Below are 15,384 nucleotides of genomic sequence, written 5' to 3' on the forward strand. Positions count from 1 at the left end.
AAGTTACGGACTGGTCGACGAGCTCCCGAACTCGAACGCCCACTGCTGATTGAAACTGATGTTGTCGTACCAGAACTGCATGACCGCGCCGTCGCCCGTCTGCCCGCCGGTATCGACGGCCTTGCCGTTGGAACGATTGAGGATCTTGTAGTACGAGTCGATGGCCACGAGGGTCCACTGCTGATTGAAGTTGGCGCTGTCGGCCCACTGCCCGACCGCCGAGCCGTCCGCCGTGCGACCGACGCTGTCCAGATATTTTCCGCCCGTGACCGCGCGTAACTTCCAATAGCCACCGGAGGCCGTGAGTATCCATCGCTGATTCAAGCTGCTGCTCGAGGCCCACTGCGCGACATTCGCGCCGTCCGCCGTCGCGCCGAGATTATCGAGATATTTCCCGCTGGTTCGATTGCGTATGCGATACGTGCCATTCGCCAGCGCGCCGCCCTGTGCCGGCACATTCACGCCCGCAGCCACCGGCCAGCCGTTGCTGAAGCCCACCGTCGTGATCCTCAACTTCGGCGCGCCGTTGTCGTTGCCGTCGTAGAAGTGAAATGTGAGCTTGCCTTCGCCGATGCCGACGTGACCCGGCCCGATGTATCGACCGTCGCGATTCGGAAGAAATACACTGCCGCCGCCGTTCAACACGCTCGCGCCGGTCTTGTCGAGATATGGGCCGGTGATGCTGGTGGAGCGGCCGACGACGGTGTAGTACGTGCTGTTCACGCCGTTACAACACAGGCCGCGCTGGAAGAACAGATAGTAATAACTGCCGTTCTTGTGCAGATACGGCGCCTCGACCTGACCGGGCACCAGATCCCAACGACTTGAATTCAGCGCCTTGCCGTTCGACGGGTTCAACTGCAACAGGTCGATGCCCGACTGCCAGTTACCCCACGTCAACCATTGATTGCTGCCATCCACCAGCGGCGCGGGATCGATGGCGTTGTTACCCGCCACGACCAGGCCTTGATCGGTCCATGGGCCGGCCAGATTCGCGGCGGTCGCGAGCCCGATCGCCGCCGGTGCGCCCTGCCCCGCGCACGAGTAGTAGAGACGATACTGTCCGTTGACGTAGATGACATCCGGCGCCCAGAAGAAGCCGTTGAATCCCGTCACATAGTTGTTGATCCAGCTGGGCCAGGTGCCCACTGGAAACACCGTCGGCTCGACGCGCCAATCGGTGAAGTTCGCGTTGCTCGAGGACATCGCCCAGACGCCGTCGCCCGTCGTGAATATCCAATAGCGACCGTCGACGTTGCGGACCATGCGCGAGGGGTCGTGACTGGGCGCGACCTGCGCGTGGGCGTTGAATAGCAGTAGCGAGCCGAGGAAGAACAGGACGACCGCCAGAAGGCGGGGTAAAGGGTTCCGGCCGTGCAGTTCCGTCATTGGAATCTCCCGTTGGATGAGTGACTGTTCCTTGTCGGCCGACGGGATTTAATATGTCTGACAATTTAAATCAGCGCAAGGCCCAGGCTAAAGCGTCCTCCAATCGATCGTTCCCCCAGAACAATTCACGTCCGACGGTGAACGACGGTGCGCCGAAGATGCCTCGCTCCATGGCTTCGGTCGTTTGAGCTTTGAGTTTTTCTTTGGCAGTTTGCGTTTGTGCTGTGGTTAAGAGGGTTGCTGCGTCCTGACCTGCTTGCGTCAGACACTGCTCGACTATTTCCGGACTGGAGATTTCAGCGTCGTTCGCAAAGTTCGCGCGATACACAGAGCGAACAAACTCCGGCACCCATGGTTCCTCTGAATGGGCACACACTATTCGCGCAGCCAGCAAACCATTGCGTGGGAATTTGCTTGGCCTGCGCAACGGAAGATTTTGGCTTTCGCAGATGCGCTCCATATCGCGCCACATGTACCTTCCCTTCGCCTCGTAGATATTGAACGGCGAATCGTTCCAGCCTTGCTGCTGAAAAATCGGCCCCAACAGAAAGGGCCTCCACACCACCTGCACTCCCCGATTCGCCGCCAGCGCTTCGATACGCATCGCCGCCGGATAGGAATATGTACTCGCGAACTCGAACCAGAACTCGACCTTCATGCCGCCTCCGTCTTCTGAGCAGGCAGACATGCTAACCGACCGCTCGCTGAATTTCGCCGGCCGAGCACGAGCAGGAACAGGGCCAGCACCCAGTGAAAGGCCACTGGAATGCCGCCCGCGTCGATGACGTTCTCCGCGCCTCGCAAGAGTTGTACTAGTAGTCTTAGCAACATCACTGCGAAATAGCCGACCGCTATCCGTCGCACCCACGCCCTTCCCTGGCCCGAGTTCGTAGGTGTGCCCCGCTCCGCCTGCATCTCACGCATCACTACGGCTGACATGATCATCAGAAGCACGATCTGCAACGGCAACAGGATCGGATAGGGAATCAGGCCCGAGTACCAGTCGTGCATGGATGGCAACCAGGACGGTGCGAGCAGCAGCACCTCCATCTGTCCCAACACGCGCAATAAGAACAGCCCGACGCAGGTCCAGAGGATGGCGATTCGCCCGGAGCTCGATTCGACGCCCATCGCACCAAGCTTCGACTCAAGCTCGCGGCTAACACTCACCCCGCTCGGACTCGATCCGAACTCGCCGCCGGTACTCATCGCGTTGGGACTGGATTTAAGCTCGCGACTGATGCTCATCGCGCGGGGACTTGGTTCGAGTTCGCGGCCGATGCTCATTGGGCGACCGTGAATTGGTCTCGGTAGTGGCGATACCAATCGCTCTGGAACACCTCGCGCGGGTCGAAGTGCTTCTTCGCGGCGAGGAAGCGGTCGAACGTCGGGTAGCAGGTTCGTAGTTGATCGGCGGTGGCGTGGCGGTGGTAGGTGAGGAAGTAGCTGCCGCCGTGGTGGATGGCGATGTCGATCAACCGGCGGAACGCTTCCGCCGACGCGGCGAGGCCGCGAGGATCGTGGTCCACGTGTAAATTGAAAATGACGCAGGCGAAGCGCTCGCGGGCCCAGGCCATGAGCGTTTCCGTATCCGGCTCGATCAACCGTACCGTGCCGTAAATGAAATCGACCCGGTGCCTGAGAAAATCCCTGCGCACATCCTGCATGAAGCCCGTCAGCCGCTCCCGCGGCACATACAACTCCGTGATCATCTCCGACCCGGGCACTTGCGGCTGCAACGCCTCATCGAGCTTGCCGTGATAGTCATCGAGATACACGCTCAACTGGTGCGTATCGCTCCAGTAAATCTGCCCCGACGACTGCAAATAGAAATCCGCGAATTCATTGAACGCGCGCAGCTTATTGCGATGAGCGAGATACAGGAGCCGCCGCCAGTCCGCAGGCGACAATCGAATCTGGTTCGGCGGAATCGGCGTATCTGGAGTGACCGGCCGATAACAGGAAAACACGCCGCGAGATAGAAATCCTCGATCCTCCGGCGCGCTCGAGAATTGGAAGTCCCCGTAGAGATAACCCGCGTCGATGCGCTCTTGAAAGCGATCCATGATCTGCTCGATCCGTGCAAGCTCCACGACGCGCTCGACCTTCTGCCGAGGCACCAATCGCAACTTCACTGAAGTGACGACGCCGAACAAGCCGTAGCCGCCGACAACCAACCGAAACAACTCATAATTCCGTGCGCGGCTGCACTCGACGACCGAACCATCGGCCAGCACGACTTCGAGAGATTCGATCTCTTTTACAAACGGCGCATACGACAGCCCGCGCCCGTGAATGTTTGCAGCGACGGCACCGCCAAGGGTCAGCCGATCCGCGCCCGTCTGCTTCTGGCGAATCCCCCACGCACTCTCGCCATCACGCTGCTCGATCACATAATGCCGCATCAAATCCGGCCAGGTGATGCCAGCCTCGGCGTGAATAATTCCGTGCTCGCGATCAAAGCCAAGCACCTTGTTCATCGACCGCATGTCGAGCAGCCAGCCATCCGTCGCGAACTGCTGACCGCCCATGGCATGACAGGAGCCAGCGACGCTCAAACGATCGCTCGTCTTCACGGCACGAACCACATCCTCCACGCGACGAGGAGTAAGACGGCCAAGCACGCTCGTCGCATTGAGATGCGAGTGCTTGTCGTTGCAGATCTCGCGATGTTGAGTCCAGGAATCGAACGAGGTGAGCGCGTTCATGCCGTTCAGTCCGTGCAATCAGGGATGCGGCAAGCCTGCTGATTGGCACCCATAATCCGCAACCGGGCTTGCGGAAGTATCAAAATGCAATACCCTGGGCCTCACCCGACCGGACTGGAACGAAACGTCATGAGCGAGTGCGCGCAAATCATTGCCGTGTTGAAACGCAGCCTGAAGGCCCGAGGCACGACCTATCGCGACCTGGCCAAGGCGGTCGGCCTGAGCGAAGCGTCGATCAAGCGCATCTTCGCCGAGGAAACGTTCTCGCTGGCGCGACTGGAGCAGATCTGCACAGCGCTGGGATTGAGCATCATGGAAGTCGCCAGGATGGCGGCTCAGCAGACCACGCCCGGCGGTCAGCAGCTCAGCATCGATCAGGAAGAAACGCTGGCCAGCGATTCGCGTCTGCTCGCCTGCTTCCACCTGTTGCTAAACGGGCGCGAAACCCCGGCGATCGCAAGCGAGCTCGATCTGCCCGAGCGGGAGTTACGACGTCTGCTGGTCAAGCTCGACGCGACCAAGCTGATCGAGCTGCAGCCAAAAATGAAAGTGCGACTGCGTACATCGAATGTAATTTCCTGGCGCAGTAACGGGCCAGTGCGACGGCTCTACGAGCAGCAGGTGAAAACGGAGTTCCTGCAGTCCGATTTCACCGGTCGTCACGAATCGATCAGCTTTGCCTCGGCTGAATTATCCGAAGCCTCGGCAAAGATTCTGACGCGCAAGGCCGAACTGCTCGCGCGAGATTTCGCGGAACTGGCCGCGCTCGACGCCGGGCTGCCGGACAAGGACAAGCGCAGTATGGGACTGCTGCTCGCCCTGCGCCCGTGGGTGTTTTCGATGTACGACGGGCTGCGAAAGAAAGGTCAGGCGTACGCGTCGAGCAACCCGAGTCGGACCTGAGCAGCCGACACCGAGGTCACGCCCTCGTCGCCGCCAAAGTTGGACGATGACGACGAAGATTGTGACGTCGGATTCTGCTGCTGACGCGGCGGCTCGCGAGAAACATTGGCATCGGCGAGCGACAAGCCCGTCGACGCAAACATTTCGCGCAATCGAGGCAATGCGTTTTCGATGGCGTTACGCGTATCGACATGCGCGGCGCCGAACTGCACCGACGCCTGATCGCCATTCATCGTGATCCGCACTTCGAGCGGGCCGAGATGTTCCGGTGACAACCGCAGCGAAGCGGTGTGCTTGCCCTGTTCCACCATCATGGTCATGCGCGAGCCGATCTCATCGGCCCACTGCGCGGTGCCGACTGGAACGTTTACCGGACGTGCATGGGCCGCCTCGGCCTGGCGCAGCGGCGACACGTTATCAGCCGGCAATTGAGGAATCTCGAACTTACCCTGACCCGAGGCGGCCTCCGGCTGAATCAGATCGGTGAGCAGCTGCGCTTCGGGAGCGACAGTGTCTTTCGACTTACCCAACCCGGCAGCGACACCGAGCAACGCCCCAGCTTCCGCACTGACGTCGGCTTTCACTTCCGTCGGCATCACGGGCAAGGACAACGGCATCATGCCGATCATGTCGGTGGACTCGGGATCGGTGTCCAACTCTTCCGTATCTTTTGTTACAGGCAGCGCCGGCCCGGTCTGCATCGCTGTCGACGCAGGCGTCGGCGCGACGGCACCGGCGAGCTGACCCAGCATCGCCATGAAATCCACCTGGACGCTGGACGGCGCGGCCGACGCAGACGTCGCCGGCGGAGCGGCAGCGGGCGTGGCAGTGCTGGCGACTGGCATTGAACCCCCTGAGAAAGGAACACTGGGCGTCATGATCGGATCAGGGTCTCGGAATCTTGCGTTGGGCGCGCTCGTCGCTTTCGCGTTGCTCGCGCCGTTCGGTCACATGGCGCTCTTCGGCCTGCCAGCGCTCGACCACGTGGCCCAGCGCCTTGGAACGTCTCAGAGCCTCCTGCCACTTTACGCGCTCGCCTTCGTGCTCGGCGCGGGCGCGGGTCACAAGCGCCTGCTGCTGCTTGATGGCCTCAGCCAATCTTGCGAGAAAAGCCTGGTAATCGCGCATCTCCATGACGCCGATGCCGGTCGCGGCGCGCTGCTGAAAGCCCTGCTCGTACTCGGCCTTGTAGCGCACCAGCTCGTCGAGTTTCTGCTCGCCGTCCAGCACCCGTTTTTCGAACGCAGCCACGCTCATCGCGAGCCGCTTCTGCGCCTCGTCGACAATGTGCTGCACCGGTTCGAGTCGTTTCGCTCTGGTCATCTAGATCAACCGCCGACCAATGCTTGCAGCTGCGCAAGGCTCGTGCGGTAGTCGACTGACTCGTGCACGTTCTGCTGGAGGAACTTCTGCATCGCCGGCCACGCCGCGATCGCCGCGTCGATGCGCGGATCGCTGCCTTTGTTATAAGCACCGATCGCGATCAGGTCGCGGTTCTGCTGGAAGGTCGACAAGGCCTGTTTGAACTGACGCGCCATCTGCGAATGCTCGTGCGGCACGATTTCGTGCATCACGCGGCTGATGGACGCTTCGACATCGATGGCCGGATAGTGGCCGGCTTCGGCGTAACGACGGGTCAACACGATGTGACCGTCGAGAATGGCGCGGGCCGAGTCAGCGATCGGATCTTGTTGATCGTCGCCCTCGCTCAGCACCGTATAGAACGCAGTGATCGAGCCCGAGCCGCTATCGCCGTTACCTGCACGCTCCACCAGCTGCGGCAACTTGGCAAACACCGACGGCGGATAACCTTTGGTCGCGGGCGCTTCGCCGATCGCCAGACCGATCTCACGTTGCGCCTGAGCGAAACGAGTGAGCGAGTCCATGATCAACAAAACATTCTTGCCTTGATCGCGGAAATACTCGGCGATGGCCGTGGCACGCCACGCACCATGCAAACGCATCAGCGGCGTGTTGTCGGCCGGCGATGCGACGACGATGGAACGAGCCAGACCTTCCGGCCCGAGGATGCGCTCGACGAACTCTTTCACTTCGCGACCGCGCTCGCCGATCAGACCGACGACGATCACATCGGCCGTGGTGTAGCGAGCCATCATGCCGAGCAGCACGCTCTTACCGACGCCGGAGCCGGCGAACAAACCGATACGTTGACCGCGACCAACCGTGAGCAATGAGTTGATCGCGCGCACGCCGACGTCGAGCGGTTCTTCGATGGGCTTGCGAGTCAATGGATTGATCGGTGCGCCCACCAGACGAATACGATCCTCACATTCGAGCGGCCCCAGCGTATCGAGCACATTACCGGCACCATCGATGATGCGGCCCATGAGCTCGGGACCGGCCGCGACGGTGCCGGCGCCCGTCCGGGGCACGACACGCGCGTTCGGCTTCAAACCGTGAATGTCGCCCGTCGGCATGAGATACAAACGATCGCCCGAGAAGCCGACGACTTCGGCTTCGACGCTGTGACCGTTCGTGCCCAGCACGTCACAACGATCGCCGATTGCGGCCTGGCAGCCGGCGGCTTCGAGCGTGAGACCAATCATGCGAGTGAGCACGCCTTCAACCGGCGGCGGCTCCAATTTCTCGACGACGCGGGCAGCACGCTGGAGCTGCTTGGCCCAGTTCGCACCGCGCTTCAATTGCAGGACCGGAGCGCTGTGAGACCCGATCGGCGCGGTCGCCGAATTCCCGCGAGAGGCCGGACTGCTCATGTCTGCCCCGCTTTGGCGTCGTCACCGAACAGGTCAGCGGATGCGCCGGCATCGGCGGACGCTTCTTCGCCGCGAACTGCTGTAACGCGTTCGTCGCCCAACAGCGCGCTGATAACGCTGCCGATGCGTGTTTCCAAACGCGCGTCGATCTGCGCCGTCTCGGTGGAAACGCGGCAACCGCCGCGCCCCATCACCGGATCTTCAGCAATCGTCCAGGCTCGTTCGCCAACAGGTGCCGCGAGCTTTTCGCGAACCACCGCCGCATCTTCGGGATGCAAATGAACGCGCACATCGCGTGCCGACGCGGGCAGCAGCGCCACCGTCTCACGAATGATCGCAATCACCTGACTCGGATCGATGCGCAGCTCACGACGCACCAGATGACGGCCGATGCTCAGCGCGAGCTGCAACAGCTGATCCTCGACTTCGGGATCGAGCTCGTCCAGCGGACGCGCCATTGAATTGATGATGGTATCGAGACGTTCGACGCGTGCCTGCAGCTGTTGGATCTGCGGGCGCATCTCGCGCTCGGCCGCGGCCAACCCTTGCGCGCGACCTTCTTCCAGACCTTTCGCGAACGCTTCTTCGTACGTGCGCTGTTCGAGATCTTCCAGCTCCTGCACGGTCTTGCCGGGGCGACGCCCCTGCACAGCCGCCTGCATGCTGGTGATGCTCGGCAATTCGTAGCGCGGCGGGCTCGTCATACGAACTCTTCACCCTTGCCGCCGAGCTGAATAGTGCCGGCTTCGGACATCTTACGAACCTGCAGCAGGATTTCTTTCTGCGCTCCTTCCACTTCGGACAGGCGCACCGGACCGCGCGACTCGAGATCGTCCTTGAGCATTTCGGCGGCACGCTGCGACATGTTCTTGAAGATCTTCGCCTTGAGCTCGTCGTCGGCACCCTTCATGGCGAGCAACAACTTCTCGCCCGGCACCGCGCGCAACACTTCCTGCATGCCGCGATCGTCGATCTCGACCAGGTCGCCGAACACGAACATGAGGTCCTGGATCTTGCCGCCGAGCGTGTCGTCCACCTTGCGAATGTTCTCGATCAGCACACTCTCCTGGGTCGAATCCAGGAAGTTCATGATCTGCGCCGCCGTCTTGATGCCGCCGATGACCGACGTCTTGAGCGCGCCCGTCTTACCGGCGAACTGTTTCTCGATCACTTCGTCGAGCTCATGCAACGCCGTGGGCTGAATACCATCGAGCGTCGCGATACGCATGATCACGTCGGCGCGCAGCCAATCCGGGAACTGCGACAGGATCTCCGCCGACTGATCGGCGTCGAGATAGGCGAGCACGATGGAAATGATCTGCGGATGTTCCTGGCGGATCAGCTCGGCGACCGCACGCGCGTCCATCCACTTCAGCGCTTCCAGGCCCTTGCTGGAGCGGCCGAACAGAATACGATCGATGACGCCGCCGGCCTTGTCTTCGCCGAGCGCGCCGATCAGCACCTTGCGCAGATAGTCGTCGACGCCGATGCCCAGCGCGGTCTTTTCCTCGAGCTCTTTGGTGAACCCGGCGAGCACGTCCTGCACTTCCTGACGTGAAATATTCTGGAGCTGCGTCATGGCCCCGCCGATGCGCTGCACGTCCTTGGCGCCCATGTGCTTCATCACTTCGGTGGCTTCGGCCTCGCCGAGCGACAGCAACAGGATGGCGGCACGCTCGGTGCCGTTGCGCTTGCTTTCCTTTTCTTTACTCATCGTCGCCGACCCACGTCTTCACCAGCTGCGCCACGCGAGCAGGATCCTGCGCCACCAGAGCGCGGGCCGCCGCGATCTGACCGTCATAATCGAGCGGTGCCGCGATGCTGCCATCGGCGGCGAGCGCTGCCGGCGCTGCCATCGCAGCCATCGCCACTGGTGTCACCTGCTGCACCTGAGCTTCCTTCGCATCCTTGTCCTTGTCCTTCTTGCCCTTCTTTTCAGCCTTCGGCGGCACGCCCAGCAAGCTGCGAAGCATCGGGCGGAGCACAGCGAAGACCAGCACCAGCAGCGCGATCAAGCCGACGAGCAACTTCGCCACGTCGCGCATCAGCGGCTGTTCCCAGAGCGGGATCTTGTCCGCCACGATATCTTCCGGCTTGGTCTCGCCACGGAACGACTGATTCACCACACTGACGCTGTCGCCGCGCTGTTCGTTGAAGCCGATCGCGTCCTTCACCAGGCGAGTCATGTTCTCGATCTGCTCGGGTGTAATCGGCGTTTCGTTGACGGTGCCGTCTTCGGCGGTCGAGCGCAGGTTATCCACCAGCACGGCCACGGTCAGACGCTTCAACCGACCCGCCGGCAACTTCGTGTAAGCCACGGTGCGATCGATCTCATAATTGCGAGTCGCCTGCTTGGACGTGTTGTCCGGCGGCGCGACGCCAGCGGCCCCGTTCGCATTGGCCGGCGCGGCCTGCGCCTGAGCCGGAGCGGCGCTCGAGCCCGGCGGCAACGCGGTGCCCGGCTGCGGCGGCTGATTGGTCAACGCCCCCGGCACGCCCTGCGGACCGGCGCCGTTGCGGCTCGACTCTTCCGAGGTTTGCTCGCTGCGAACGATCTGGCTGTCCGGCCGATACTGCTCACGAGCTTCTTCCGTCGTGGACATCTCGACATCGGCCACGACCTGCGCACGCACGCGATCGCTGCCGACCAGCGGCGCCAGCAACGACTGAACTCGCTGTGTGTAACGATCTTCCAGCTCGCGCGCGATTTCCATTTGTTTCTCGCGCTCGGCCACTTCGGTATTGGTGCCTTCGGGAGACGACAACAAACGCCCCTGCTGATCGACGACCGTGACCTGCTGCGCTTCCAATTCAGGAATGCTGGACGCGACCAGATTGATGATGGCAGTGACCTGTTCCGACTCGAGACGACGGCCCGGCTTCATCTGCAGGAACACCGACGCGCTCGGCTTGCGACGATCGCGAACGAAGGCGGACTGACGCGGCAACGCGAGGTGCACACGTGCCCCTTCAACGGCCTGAAGATTGGTAATCGTGCGGGCCAGCTCGGTTTCCAGCGCGTGCTGATAACGCGCGCCTTCCATGAACTGACTGACCCCGAAGCCCGGATCTTTCGACATGACGGAGAAACCGCCATCGCCTTCCGGCAAGCCCTGACCGGCGAGTTTCAAGCGCGCGTCGTGCACGCGATCGGCGGGCACAGTGATCGTGCCGCTGCCTTCGAGCTTATAAGGAATGCCGTTGGTATCCAGCGCCTGCGCGATCTGCGCGGCATCCGATTGACCGAGGCCACCGTACAACAGGCTGTAGGTCGGCTCCTTCGACCACAACACGACGCCCACACCGGCGGCCACTGCGGCAGCGATGCCGATCAGAAGAATGAGCGGCTTGAAGGCCGGCGGAATGAGCGTCGGCCGCGGCGGCTGCGCGGGCGTCGACGTCTCCGGCAGGCCCGCCCCTTGCGGCGTAGGCGACGGCAACGGCAATGCTGAAGCTTCAGCGCTCATGCTTTACCCCGGATACTCCATACACATCGCATAACAAATCCTGGCTCCACCTATTCATTAGTCACTAGTCAGTAGTCACTTCTAAATCGGCATGTTCATGATTTCCTGATACGCGCTCACGAAGCGGTTGCGCACTTCGGTGACCGCGCGGAAGGAAACACTGGCCTTCTGCATTTCCAACATCACTTGCGGCAGCTCGACGCCGGGCACGCCCTGCTCGAACTTGGTCGCCAGATCCGAGGCGCGAGCCTGGGTCTGATTGACCGAATCCAGACCTTGTTTCATCACGTTCGCGAACGAGTTGGTCGGCGACTGAACCGCGCTTTCCACCCCCGCCACTTTGGCAACGTCGTTCGACGGAGCGCCGACGCCGCCGCCAACGCCCTTGATCTGCGACTGCATAGCGCGGATCTGCGAGAGCACGGCGTCAATCTGTAATGAAGACATGTGTGCTTACCTCAAGCGGCCGGAACGACGAAGCCAGCCTCACGCAAACGCTGAAGCTTGTAACGCAGTGTGCGCGGGCTGATGCCGAGGCGCTTCGCGGCAGCCTGGCGATTACCGCCATCCTCACGCAGAGCGTCCATGATCAGATCGCGCTCGGCACTGGACAGCGAATCGGACAGACCGCCCTCCGCCGTGCCGTTCCTGCGCGATGTTTCTTGAACGACCGGGCGCTGAGGCGCGGCCACGAAATCGCGAACCGTCTGACTCGCGGCGGCCAGTGCGGCGGGCAACGCGTCCAGACCTTCGATCTCGAGATGAATGTGCTCCGGCTGGATCACCGAGCCGTTCGCAAGAATCAGTGCACGCTGCATGACATTGTCCAGCTCGCGCACGTTGCCCGGCCACGGATACAACAACAGCATGTGAGCAGCGTCGGCGCTCAGGGCCGGAATGCGTTCACCAGCACGGCAGCGAGCAGTCAGCAAACGCATCGCCAGCGGGAGCACGTCATCGCGACGTTCACGCAACGGCGAGGTCTGCAAAGGAAATACGTTCAATCGATAGTAGAGGTCTTCACGAAAACGACCGGCGGCAACTTCAGCACGCAGGTTGCGGTTCGTGGTCGCGAGGACACGCACATCCAACGCGATGGAAGAACGACCGCCAAGGCGCTCCACTTCGCGCTCCTGCAGAACCCGCAGCAGCTTGGCCTGCAGACCCAGCGGCATCTCGGTCACTTCGTCCAGCAACAATGTGCCGCCCTGCGCCTGCTCGAACTTACCGGCGTGGCTGGCATGCGCACCCGTGAACGAACCCTTCTCGTAGCCGAACAGAATGGCTTCGAGCATGTTTTCCGGAATCGCCGCGCAGTTCACCGCTACGAAGGCTTTGGTGGCGCGAGTCGAATGACGATGGATGAAACGAGCCAGCACTTCCTTGCCGGTGCCCGACTCGCCGGCGATCAGCACCGTGCAGTCGCTGGCAGCGACGCGGCGGGCCAGGTCGGCCAGGCGACGCGAGGTATCGGCGATTGCAACCATGTCGTCCGATGGCGAGGCCGACGAGCGCTGCTCCGACACCGCAACGGCGTCTTCATTGACCGCCAGCTGGGTGCTTACGTCGTCGAATTCTGTTTGTGACACTGCGCTCATTCGTACGGATCTCTGTTTGCCACCCCAGAGGGAGCAAGTTCTGTTCCAGTGCCACAGCGGAGAGGTTTTGCCGGTGAATCCTGTGGAGCCCATCACACCGGCAAAGGTTTGCCGCGGCAATCGCGACCATCCGAGTAAGGGTTGCGCTTAGAGAAAGGGCTCGGGGTCGCGTGGGCTTTGGCCGCGCCCGTCAAAGTTCCGACGCGGCGGCCTCGTTGAGCATGTGGAATTTGCGCAGCTTCTCGACCAGCGTGGTACGACGCAGTTTCAACAGACGCGCAGCGTGAGCGACGGTGCCGCCGGCACGGGTCAGCGCCTGCTGGATCAGATCGCGCTCGATGGTGAAAAGATGATCGCGCAGGTCGATGCCGTCGGCCGGCAATTGCACGACCGCGGCTTCGTTCGGCTCGCTGGACAGCATGGACATGACTTCGCGGTCCTCATCCAGCGCCTCTTCGGCTTCCAGCTCGGACTCGAGGGTCTCGACCGGCAACTGCAGATCGGCGCTCAGATCCAGCTCGGCGAGCAGGTCCGCAGGCCGGTACTTCAGCGGCAGATCGGCCACGTCGACCGAGCGGTTCGGGCACAGGATGGACAGACGCTCGATCAGATTGCCGAGCTCGCGCACGTTGCCGGGCCAGGGATAGTGGCTCAGCACCTTGAGCGCCCGCGCTGTCAGGTCTACACGGCTACGACCTTCGGCGACATTCCGATCGGAGAAGTCCCGCACCAGCATCGCCAGGTCTTCGATACGAGTCCGCAGCGCCGGCATTTCGATGGGGAACACGTTCAAGCGATAGAACAAGTCCTCGCGGAACGAACCCTTGGCAATCGACTCCTCGAGATTGCGGTGGGTCGCGGCGATGATGCGCACGTTGCAACGGATCGGCGTGTGATTGCCGACGCGCTCGAACACCCGCTCCTGCAAGACTCTCAGCAGCTTCACTTGCATCGGCAAGCTCATGTCGCCGATCTCATCGAGGAACAGCGTGCCGCCCTCGGCGATCTCGAACCGACCCTTGCGAGCCGCGATGGCACCGGTGAAGGAGCCCTTCTCGTGTCCGAACAGCTCGCTCTCCAGCAACTCCGCGGGGATGGCGCCGCAGTTGATGGCGACGAACGGACGTTGGCGACGGGGGCTCGCCTCATGGACGGCACGAGCCGCCAGCTCCTTACCGGTGCCAGATTCGCCCAGGATCAGCACACTGGAGTCATGAGCGGCGACCTGACGAATGAGGCGCGTGACATCGCGAATCGCGGGCGAGCTGCCGGTCGGCATGGCAACGTCGCCGATCTCGGCCGGGGTCGCTTGCGCAGGCATGCGCAAGGCGGTGCCCAGCACTGAGTGCTTGAATGGAAATGTGAGGCGCTTCACACGCGCGGCGCCGACAGCGGCGATCAATTGATCCGCGACGCTCGAGGAGCCGTACGCCACCACCGGGATATCGCTCAGTTGCTCGCGCAAGGCGGCGCCCAGCTCGACCCAGTCGCAGTCGGCGACATCGCCGACCAGCAGCGCCGGGGGATTGTTCGGGGTTTGAATCACGGCGCGCATCAGGGCGCAGTGATCGATCAACAGCGGCTCGAGACTCAGCTCACGTACCACGTCCGCGACTTTTTCTGCCCGCCCAGAGTCGCTGTCGTACACGACGGCTTGCTGGATGGTCAGGCTTCGCGCCTGGGTGTCGTTCAAATTCATTCCTTCGCCTCGCGCCGACTCGCGTCAGTTTTTTTGTAAACCTGACGGGCATTCTGTGCTTGGGAATGAATGGCTCTATCAGGCTAACCCTGAACGCCACGCGTGCGTGAACTGCTGCCAGAAATTTGGCGCCCGGCTCAGGGATGAGCTGAGTAAACCATGGTGCAGACCGCAAAAAAATGCGCACTGGCGCGCACTTTCATCGCGGCCTGGCAGTACCGATACTGCGTCGGACTATTGGCGTGCGCAAATCGGGTGCGACACGCGTCACACTGTTGGCTGTGACAACAATTGCGGACTCAACGGCGCGAGACCGCTACTTCTTCGGCTGGCGCACGCCCGCGACCTGTCGTCGATGCTTGCGGAAGGCCAGCTTCTCGAGCAGGTCGGAGATGTTCTCGCCCGGCGGCACGAAGCGCACCTTGACCTTCCCGTCAGGGCTTACCGAAGCGATACGGCCGAACAGCCGCAACGGATCGGCGACGCAATCGCGCAGATAGACTTCGAGCACACCCTGGTTACCCAGCGGCGGGAACGGCGAGGCGCCCTGATACACGCCGCCGAGCGCGTTGAAGCGCACCGCTGCCGGCTTGGGGCGCGGACGGCTGGCGATCAGCAGCGCGCCGACCATGTCCAGCAACAGATTCATTTTCATTTCCAGCCGCATGATGTCGGCGGCGTGGGGAGAATTGTCGTCCGGCTTCTCGATCTGACCGTGCTCGTCGAGCGCCGCGACCGCCTGCAATACCCGCAGGTTGCGGTCGGCGAAGCTGCCGACGATGGCGGGATCGAAAGGTTCGGGCAATGGCCTCCATGCCACCGGCAACACGTCTTCGTAGGCCAGCTCTTCGTACAGAATGACCGTGTCTAGTCCTTCATACATAG

At 62.1% G+C, this 15,384-nt stretch carries 15 protein-coding genes; 1 reads left to right on the forward strand and 14 read right to left on the reverse strand.

Going from position 1 to position 15,384, the window contains the following annotated elements; genetic code table 11:
* Positions 1-3: 3 nt before the first annotated feature.
* The 4 genes from ACFPN2_RS05510 to ACFPN2_RS05525 all read right to left on the reverse strand — a co-directional run bounded on the left by ACFPN2_RS05510 (position 4) and on the right by ACFPN2_RS05525 (position 4,097).
* A complete protein-coding gene (locus tag ACFPN2_RS05510; protein WP_380595631.1) occupies positions 4-1,389 on the reverse strand; it encodes an RICIN domain-containing protein in 1,386 nt (461 codons plus the stop codon).
* 70 nt (positions 1,390-1,459) lie between these two features.
* Positions 1,460-2,047: a 2-hydroxychromene-2-carboxylate isomerase gene (locus ACFPN2_RS05515; protein ID WP_380595632.1), complete on the reverse strand. Its 588-nt coding sequence runs from the start codon at positions 2,045-2,047 to the stop codon at positions 1,460-1,462.
* Complete coding sequence (locus ACFPN2_RS05520; protein WP_380595633.1) at positions 2,044-2,520, reverse strand: hypothetical protein; 477 nt, start codon at positions 2,518-2,520, stop codon at positions 2,044-2,046. Before ACFPN2_RS05520 ends, ACFPN2_RS05515 begins: the two co-directional genes overlap by 4 nt.
* Before the next feature lie 152 nt (positions 2,521-2,672).
* Entirely contained in the window at positions 2,673-4,097 is a 1,425-nt protein-coding gene (locus ACFPN2_RS05525) for an FAD-binding oxidoreductase (RefSeq protein ID WP_380595634.1), read from the reverse strand.
* A gap of 129 nt (positions 4,098-4,226) precedes the next feature.
* On the opposite strand from ACFPN2_RS05525, the gene ACFPN2_RS05530 reads away from it, so the two are divergent.
* On the forward strand, positions 4,227-5,000 hold the full coding sequence (locus ACFPN2_RS05530; protein WP_380595635.1) for a helix-turn-helix domain-containing protein: 774 nt from the start codon (positions 4,227-4,229) through the stop codon (positions 4,998-5,000).
* Here the strand turns inward: ACFPN2_RS05530 and ACFPN2_RS05535 are convergent.
* The 10 genes from ACFPN2_RS05535 to ACFPN2_RS05580 form a co-directional block, all read right to left on the reverse strand.
* Positions 4,964-5,845, reverse strand: coding sequence for a flagellar hook-length control protein FliK (locus ACFPN2_RS05535; protein ID WP_380595636.1), 882 nt, complete (start codon positions 5,843-5,845; stop codon positions 4,964-4,966). The genes ACFPN2_RS05530 and ACFPN2_RS05535 overlap by 37 nt on opposite strands.
* Before the next feature lie 40 nt (positions 5,846-5,885).
* A complete protein-coding gene (fliJ, locus tag ACFPN2_RS05540) occupies positions 5,886-6,323 on the reverse strand; it encodes a flagellar export protein FliJ (RefSeq protein ID WP_380595637.1) in 438 nt (145 codons plus the stop codon).
* Between the two features lie 5 nt (positions 6,324-6,328).
* Complete coding sequence (gene fliI, locus ACFPN2_RS05545) at positions 6,329-7,735, reverse strand: flagellar protein export ATPase FliI (RefSeq protein WP_380595638.1); 1,407 nt, start codon at positions 7,733-7,735, stop codon at positions 6,329-6,331.
* On the reverse strand, positions 7,732-8,439 hold the full coding sequence (locus ACFPN2_RS05550; RefSeq protein ID WP_380595639.1) for a flagellar assembly protein FliH: 708 nt from the start codon (positions 8,437-8,439) through the stop codon (positions 7,732-7,734). The genes fliI and ACFPN2_RS05550 overlap by 4 nt, the downstream gene beginning before the upstream one ends.
* Entirely contained in the window at positions 8,436-9,449 is a 1,014-nt protein-coding gene (fliG, locus tag ACFPN2_RS05555) for a flagellar motor switch protein FliG (RefSeq protein ID WP_380595640.1), read from the reverse strand. Before fliG ends, ACFPN2_RS05550 begins: the two co-directional genes overlap by 4 nt.
* Positions 9,442-11,202 carry a flagellar basal-body MS-ring/collar protein FliF gene (gene fliF, locus ACFPN2_RS05560; RefSeq protein ID WP_380595641.1) on the reverse strand — a complete coding sequence of 587 codons (1,761 nt, stop codon included), beginning with the start codon at positions 11,200-11,202 and terminating at the stop codon, positions 9,442-9,444. Before fliF ends, fliG begins: the two co-directional genes overlap by 8 nt.
* An 81-nt stretch (positions 11,203-11,283) precedes the next feature.
* Positions 11,284-11,649: a flagellar hook-basal body complex protein FliE gene (gene fliE, locus ACFPN2_RS05565; protein WP_380595642.1), complete on the reverse strand. Its 366-nt coding sequence runs from the start codon at positions 11,647-11,649 to the stop codon at positions 11,284-11,286.
* An 11-nt stretch (positions 11,650-11,660) separates the two neighbouring features.
* The gene (locus tag ACFPN2_RS05570) at positions 11,661-12,800 is read right to left on the reverse strand and encodes a sigma-54 interaction domain-containing protein (RefSeq protein ID WP_380595643.1); all 1,140 of its coding nucleotides are present in this window, start codon (positions 12,798-12,800) and stop codon (positions 11,661-11,663) included.
* A 190-nt stretch (positions 12,801-12,990) separates the two neighbouring features.
* Complete coding sequence (locus ACFPN2_RS05575) at positions 12,991-14,469, reverse strand: sigma 54-interacting transcriptional regulator (RefSeq protein ID WP_417774531.1); 1,479 nt, start codon at positions 14,467-14,469, stop codon at positions 12,991-12,993.
* Between the two features lie 346 nt (positions 14,470-14,815).
* On the reverse strand, positions 14,816-15,304 hold the full coding sequence (locus tag ACFPN2_RS05580) for a PilZ domain-containing protein (protein WP_380595645.1): 489 nt from the start codon (positions 15,302-15,304) through the stop codon (positions 14,816-14,818).
* Positions 15,305-15,384 lie beyond the last annotated feature (80 nt).

The sequence above is a fragment of the Steroidobacter flavus genome (genome assembly GCF_042651805.1).
Taxonomy (GTDB): domain Bacteria; phylum Pseudomonadota; class Gammaproteobacteria; order Steroidobacterales; family Steroidobacteraceae; genus Steroidobacter; species Steroidobacter flavus.

What these genes read in the sequence shown, in the direction of transcription:
- fliJ (WP_380595637.1), bottom strand. Translation starts at nt 6,323, where the DNA reads ATGACCAGAGCGAAACGACTCGAACCGGTGCAGCACATTGTCGACGAG.
- ACFPN2_RS05550 (WP_380595639.1), bottom strand. Translation starts at nt 8,439, where the DNA reads ATGACGAGCCCGCCGCGCTACGAATTGCCGAGCATCACCAGCATGCAG.
- ACFPN2_RS05515 (WP_380595632.1), bottom strand. Translation starts at nt 2,047, where the DNA reads ATGAAGGTCGAGTTCTGGTTCGAGTTCGCGAGTACATATTCCTATCCG.
- ACFPN2_RS05530 (WP_380595635.1), top strand. Translation starts at nt 4,227, where the DNA reads ATGAGCGAGTGCGCGCAAATCATTGCCGTGTTGAAACGCAGCCTGAAG.
- ACFPN2_RS05570 (WP_380595643.1), bottom strand. Translation starts at nt 12,800, where the DNA reads ATGAGCGCAGTGTCACAAACAGAATTCGACGACGTAAGCACCCAGCTG.
- ACFPN2_RS05510 (WP_380595631.1), bottom strand. Translation starts at nt 1,389, where the DNA reads ATGACGGAACTGCACGGCCGGAACCCTTTACCCCGCCTTCTGGCGGTC.
- fliE (WP_380595642.1), bottom strand. Translation starts at nt 11,649, where the DNA reads ATGTCTTCATTACAGATTGACGCCGTGCTCTCGCAGATCCGCGCTATG.
- fliI (WP_380595638.1), bottom strand. Translation starts at nt 7,735, where the DNA reads ATGAGCAGTCCGGCCTCTCGCGGGAATTCGGCGACCGCGCCGATCGGG.
- ACFPN2_RS05520 (WP_380595633.1), bottom strand. Translation starts at nt 2,520, where the DNA reads ATGGGCGTCGAATCGAGCTCCGGGCGAATCGCCATCCTCTGGACCTGC.
- fliF (WP_380595641.1), bottom strand. Translation starts at nt 11,202, where the DNA reads ATGAGCGCTGAAGCTTCAGCATTGCCGTTGCCGTCGCCTACGCCGCAA.
- ACFPN2_RS05535 (WP_380595636.1), bottom strand. Translation starts at nt 5,845, where the DNA reads ATGCCAGTCGCCAGCACTGCCACGCCCGCTGCCGCTCCGCCGGCGACG.
- ACFPN2_RS05525 (WP_380595634.1), bottom strand. Translation starts at nt 4,097, where the DNA reads ATGAACGCGCTCACCTCGTTCGATTCCTGGACTCAACATCGCGAGATC.
- fliG (WP_380595640.1), bottom strand. Translation starts at nt 9,449, where the DNA reads ATGAGTAAAGAAAAGGAAAGCAAGCGCAACGGCACCGAGCGTGCCGCC.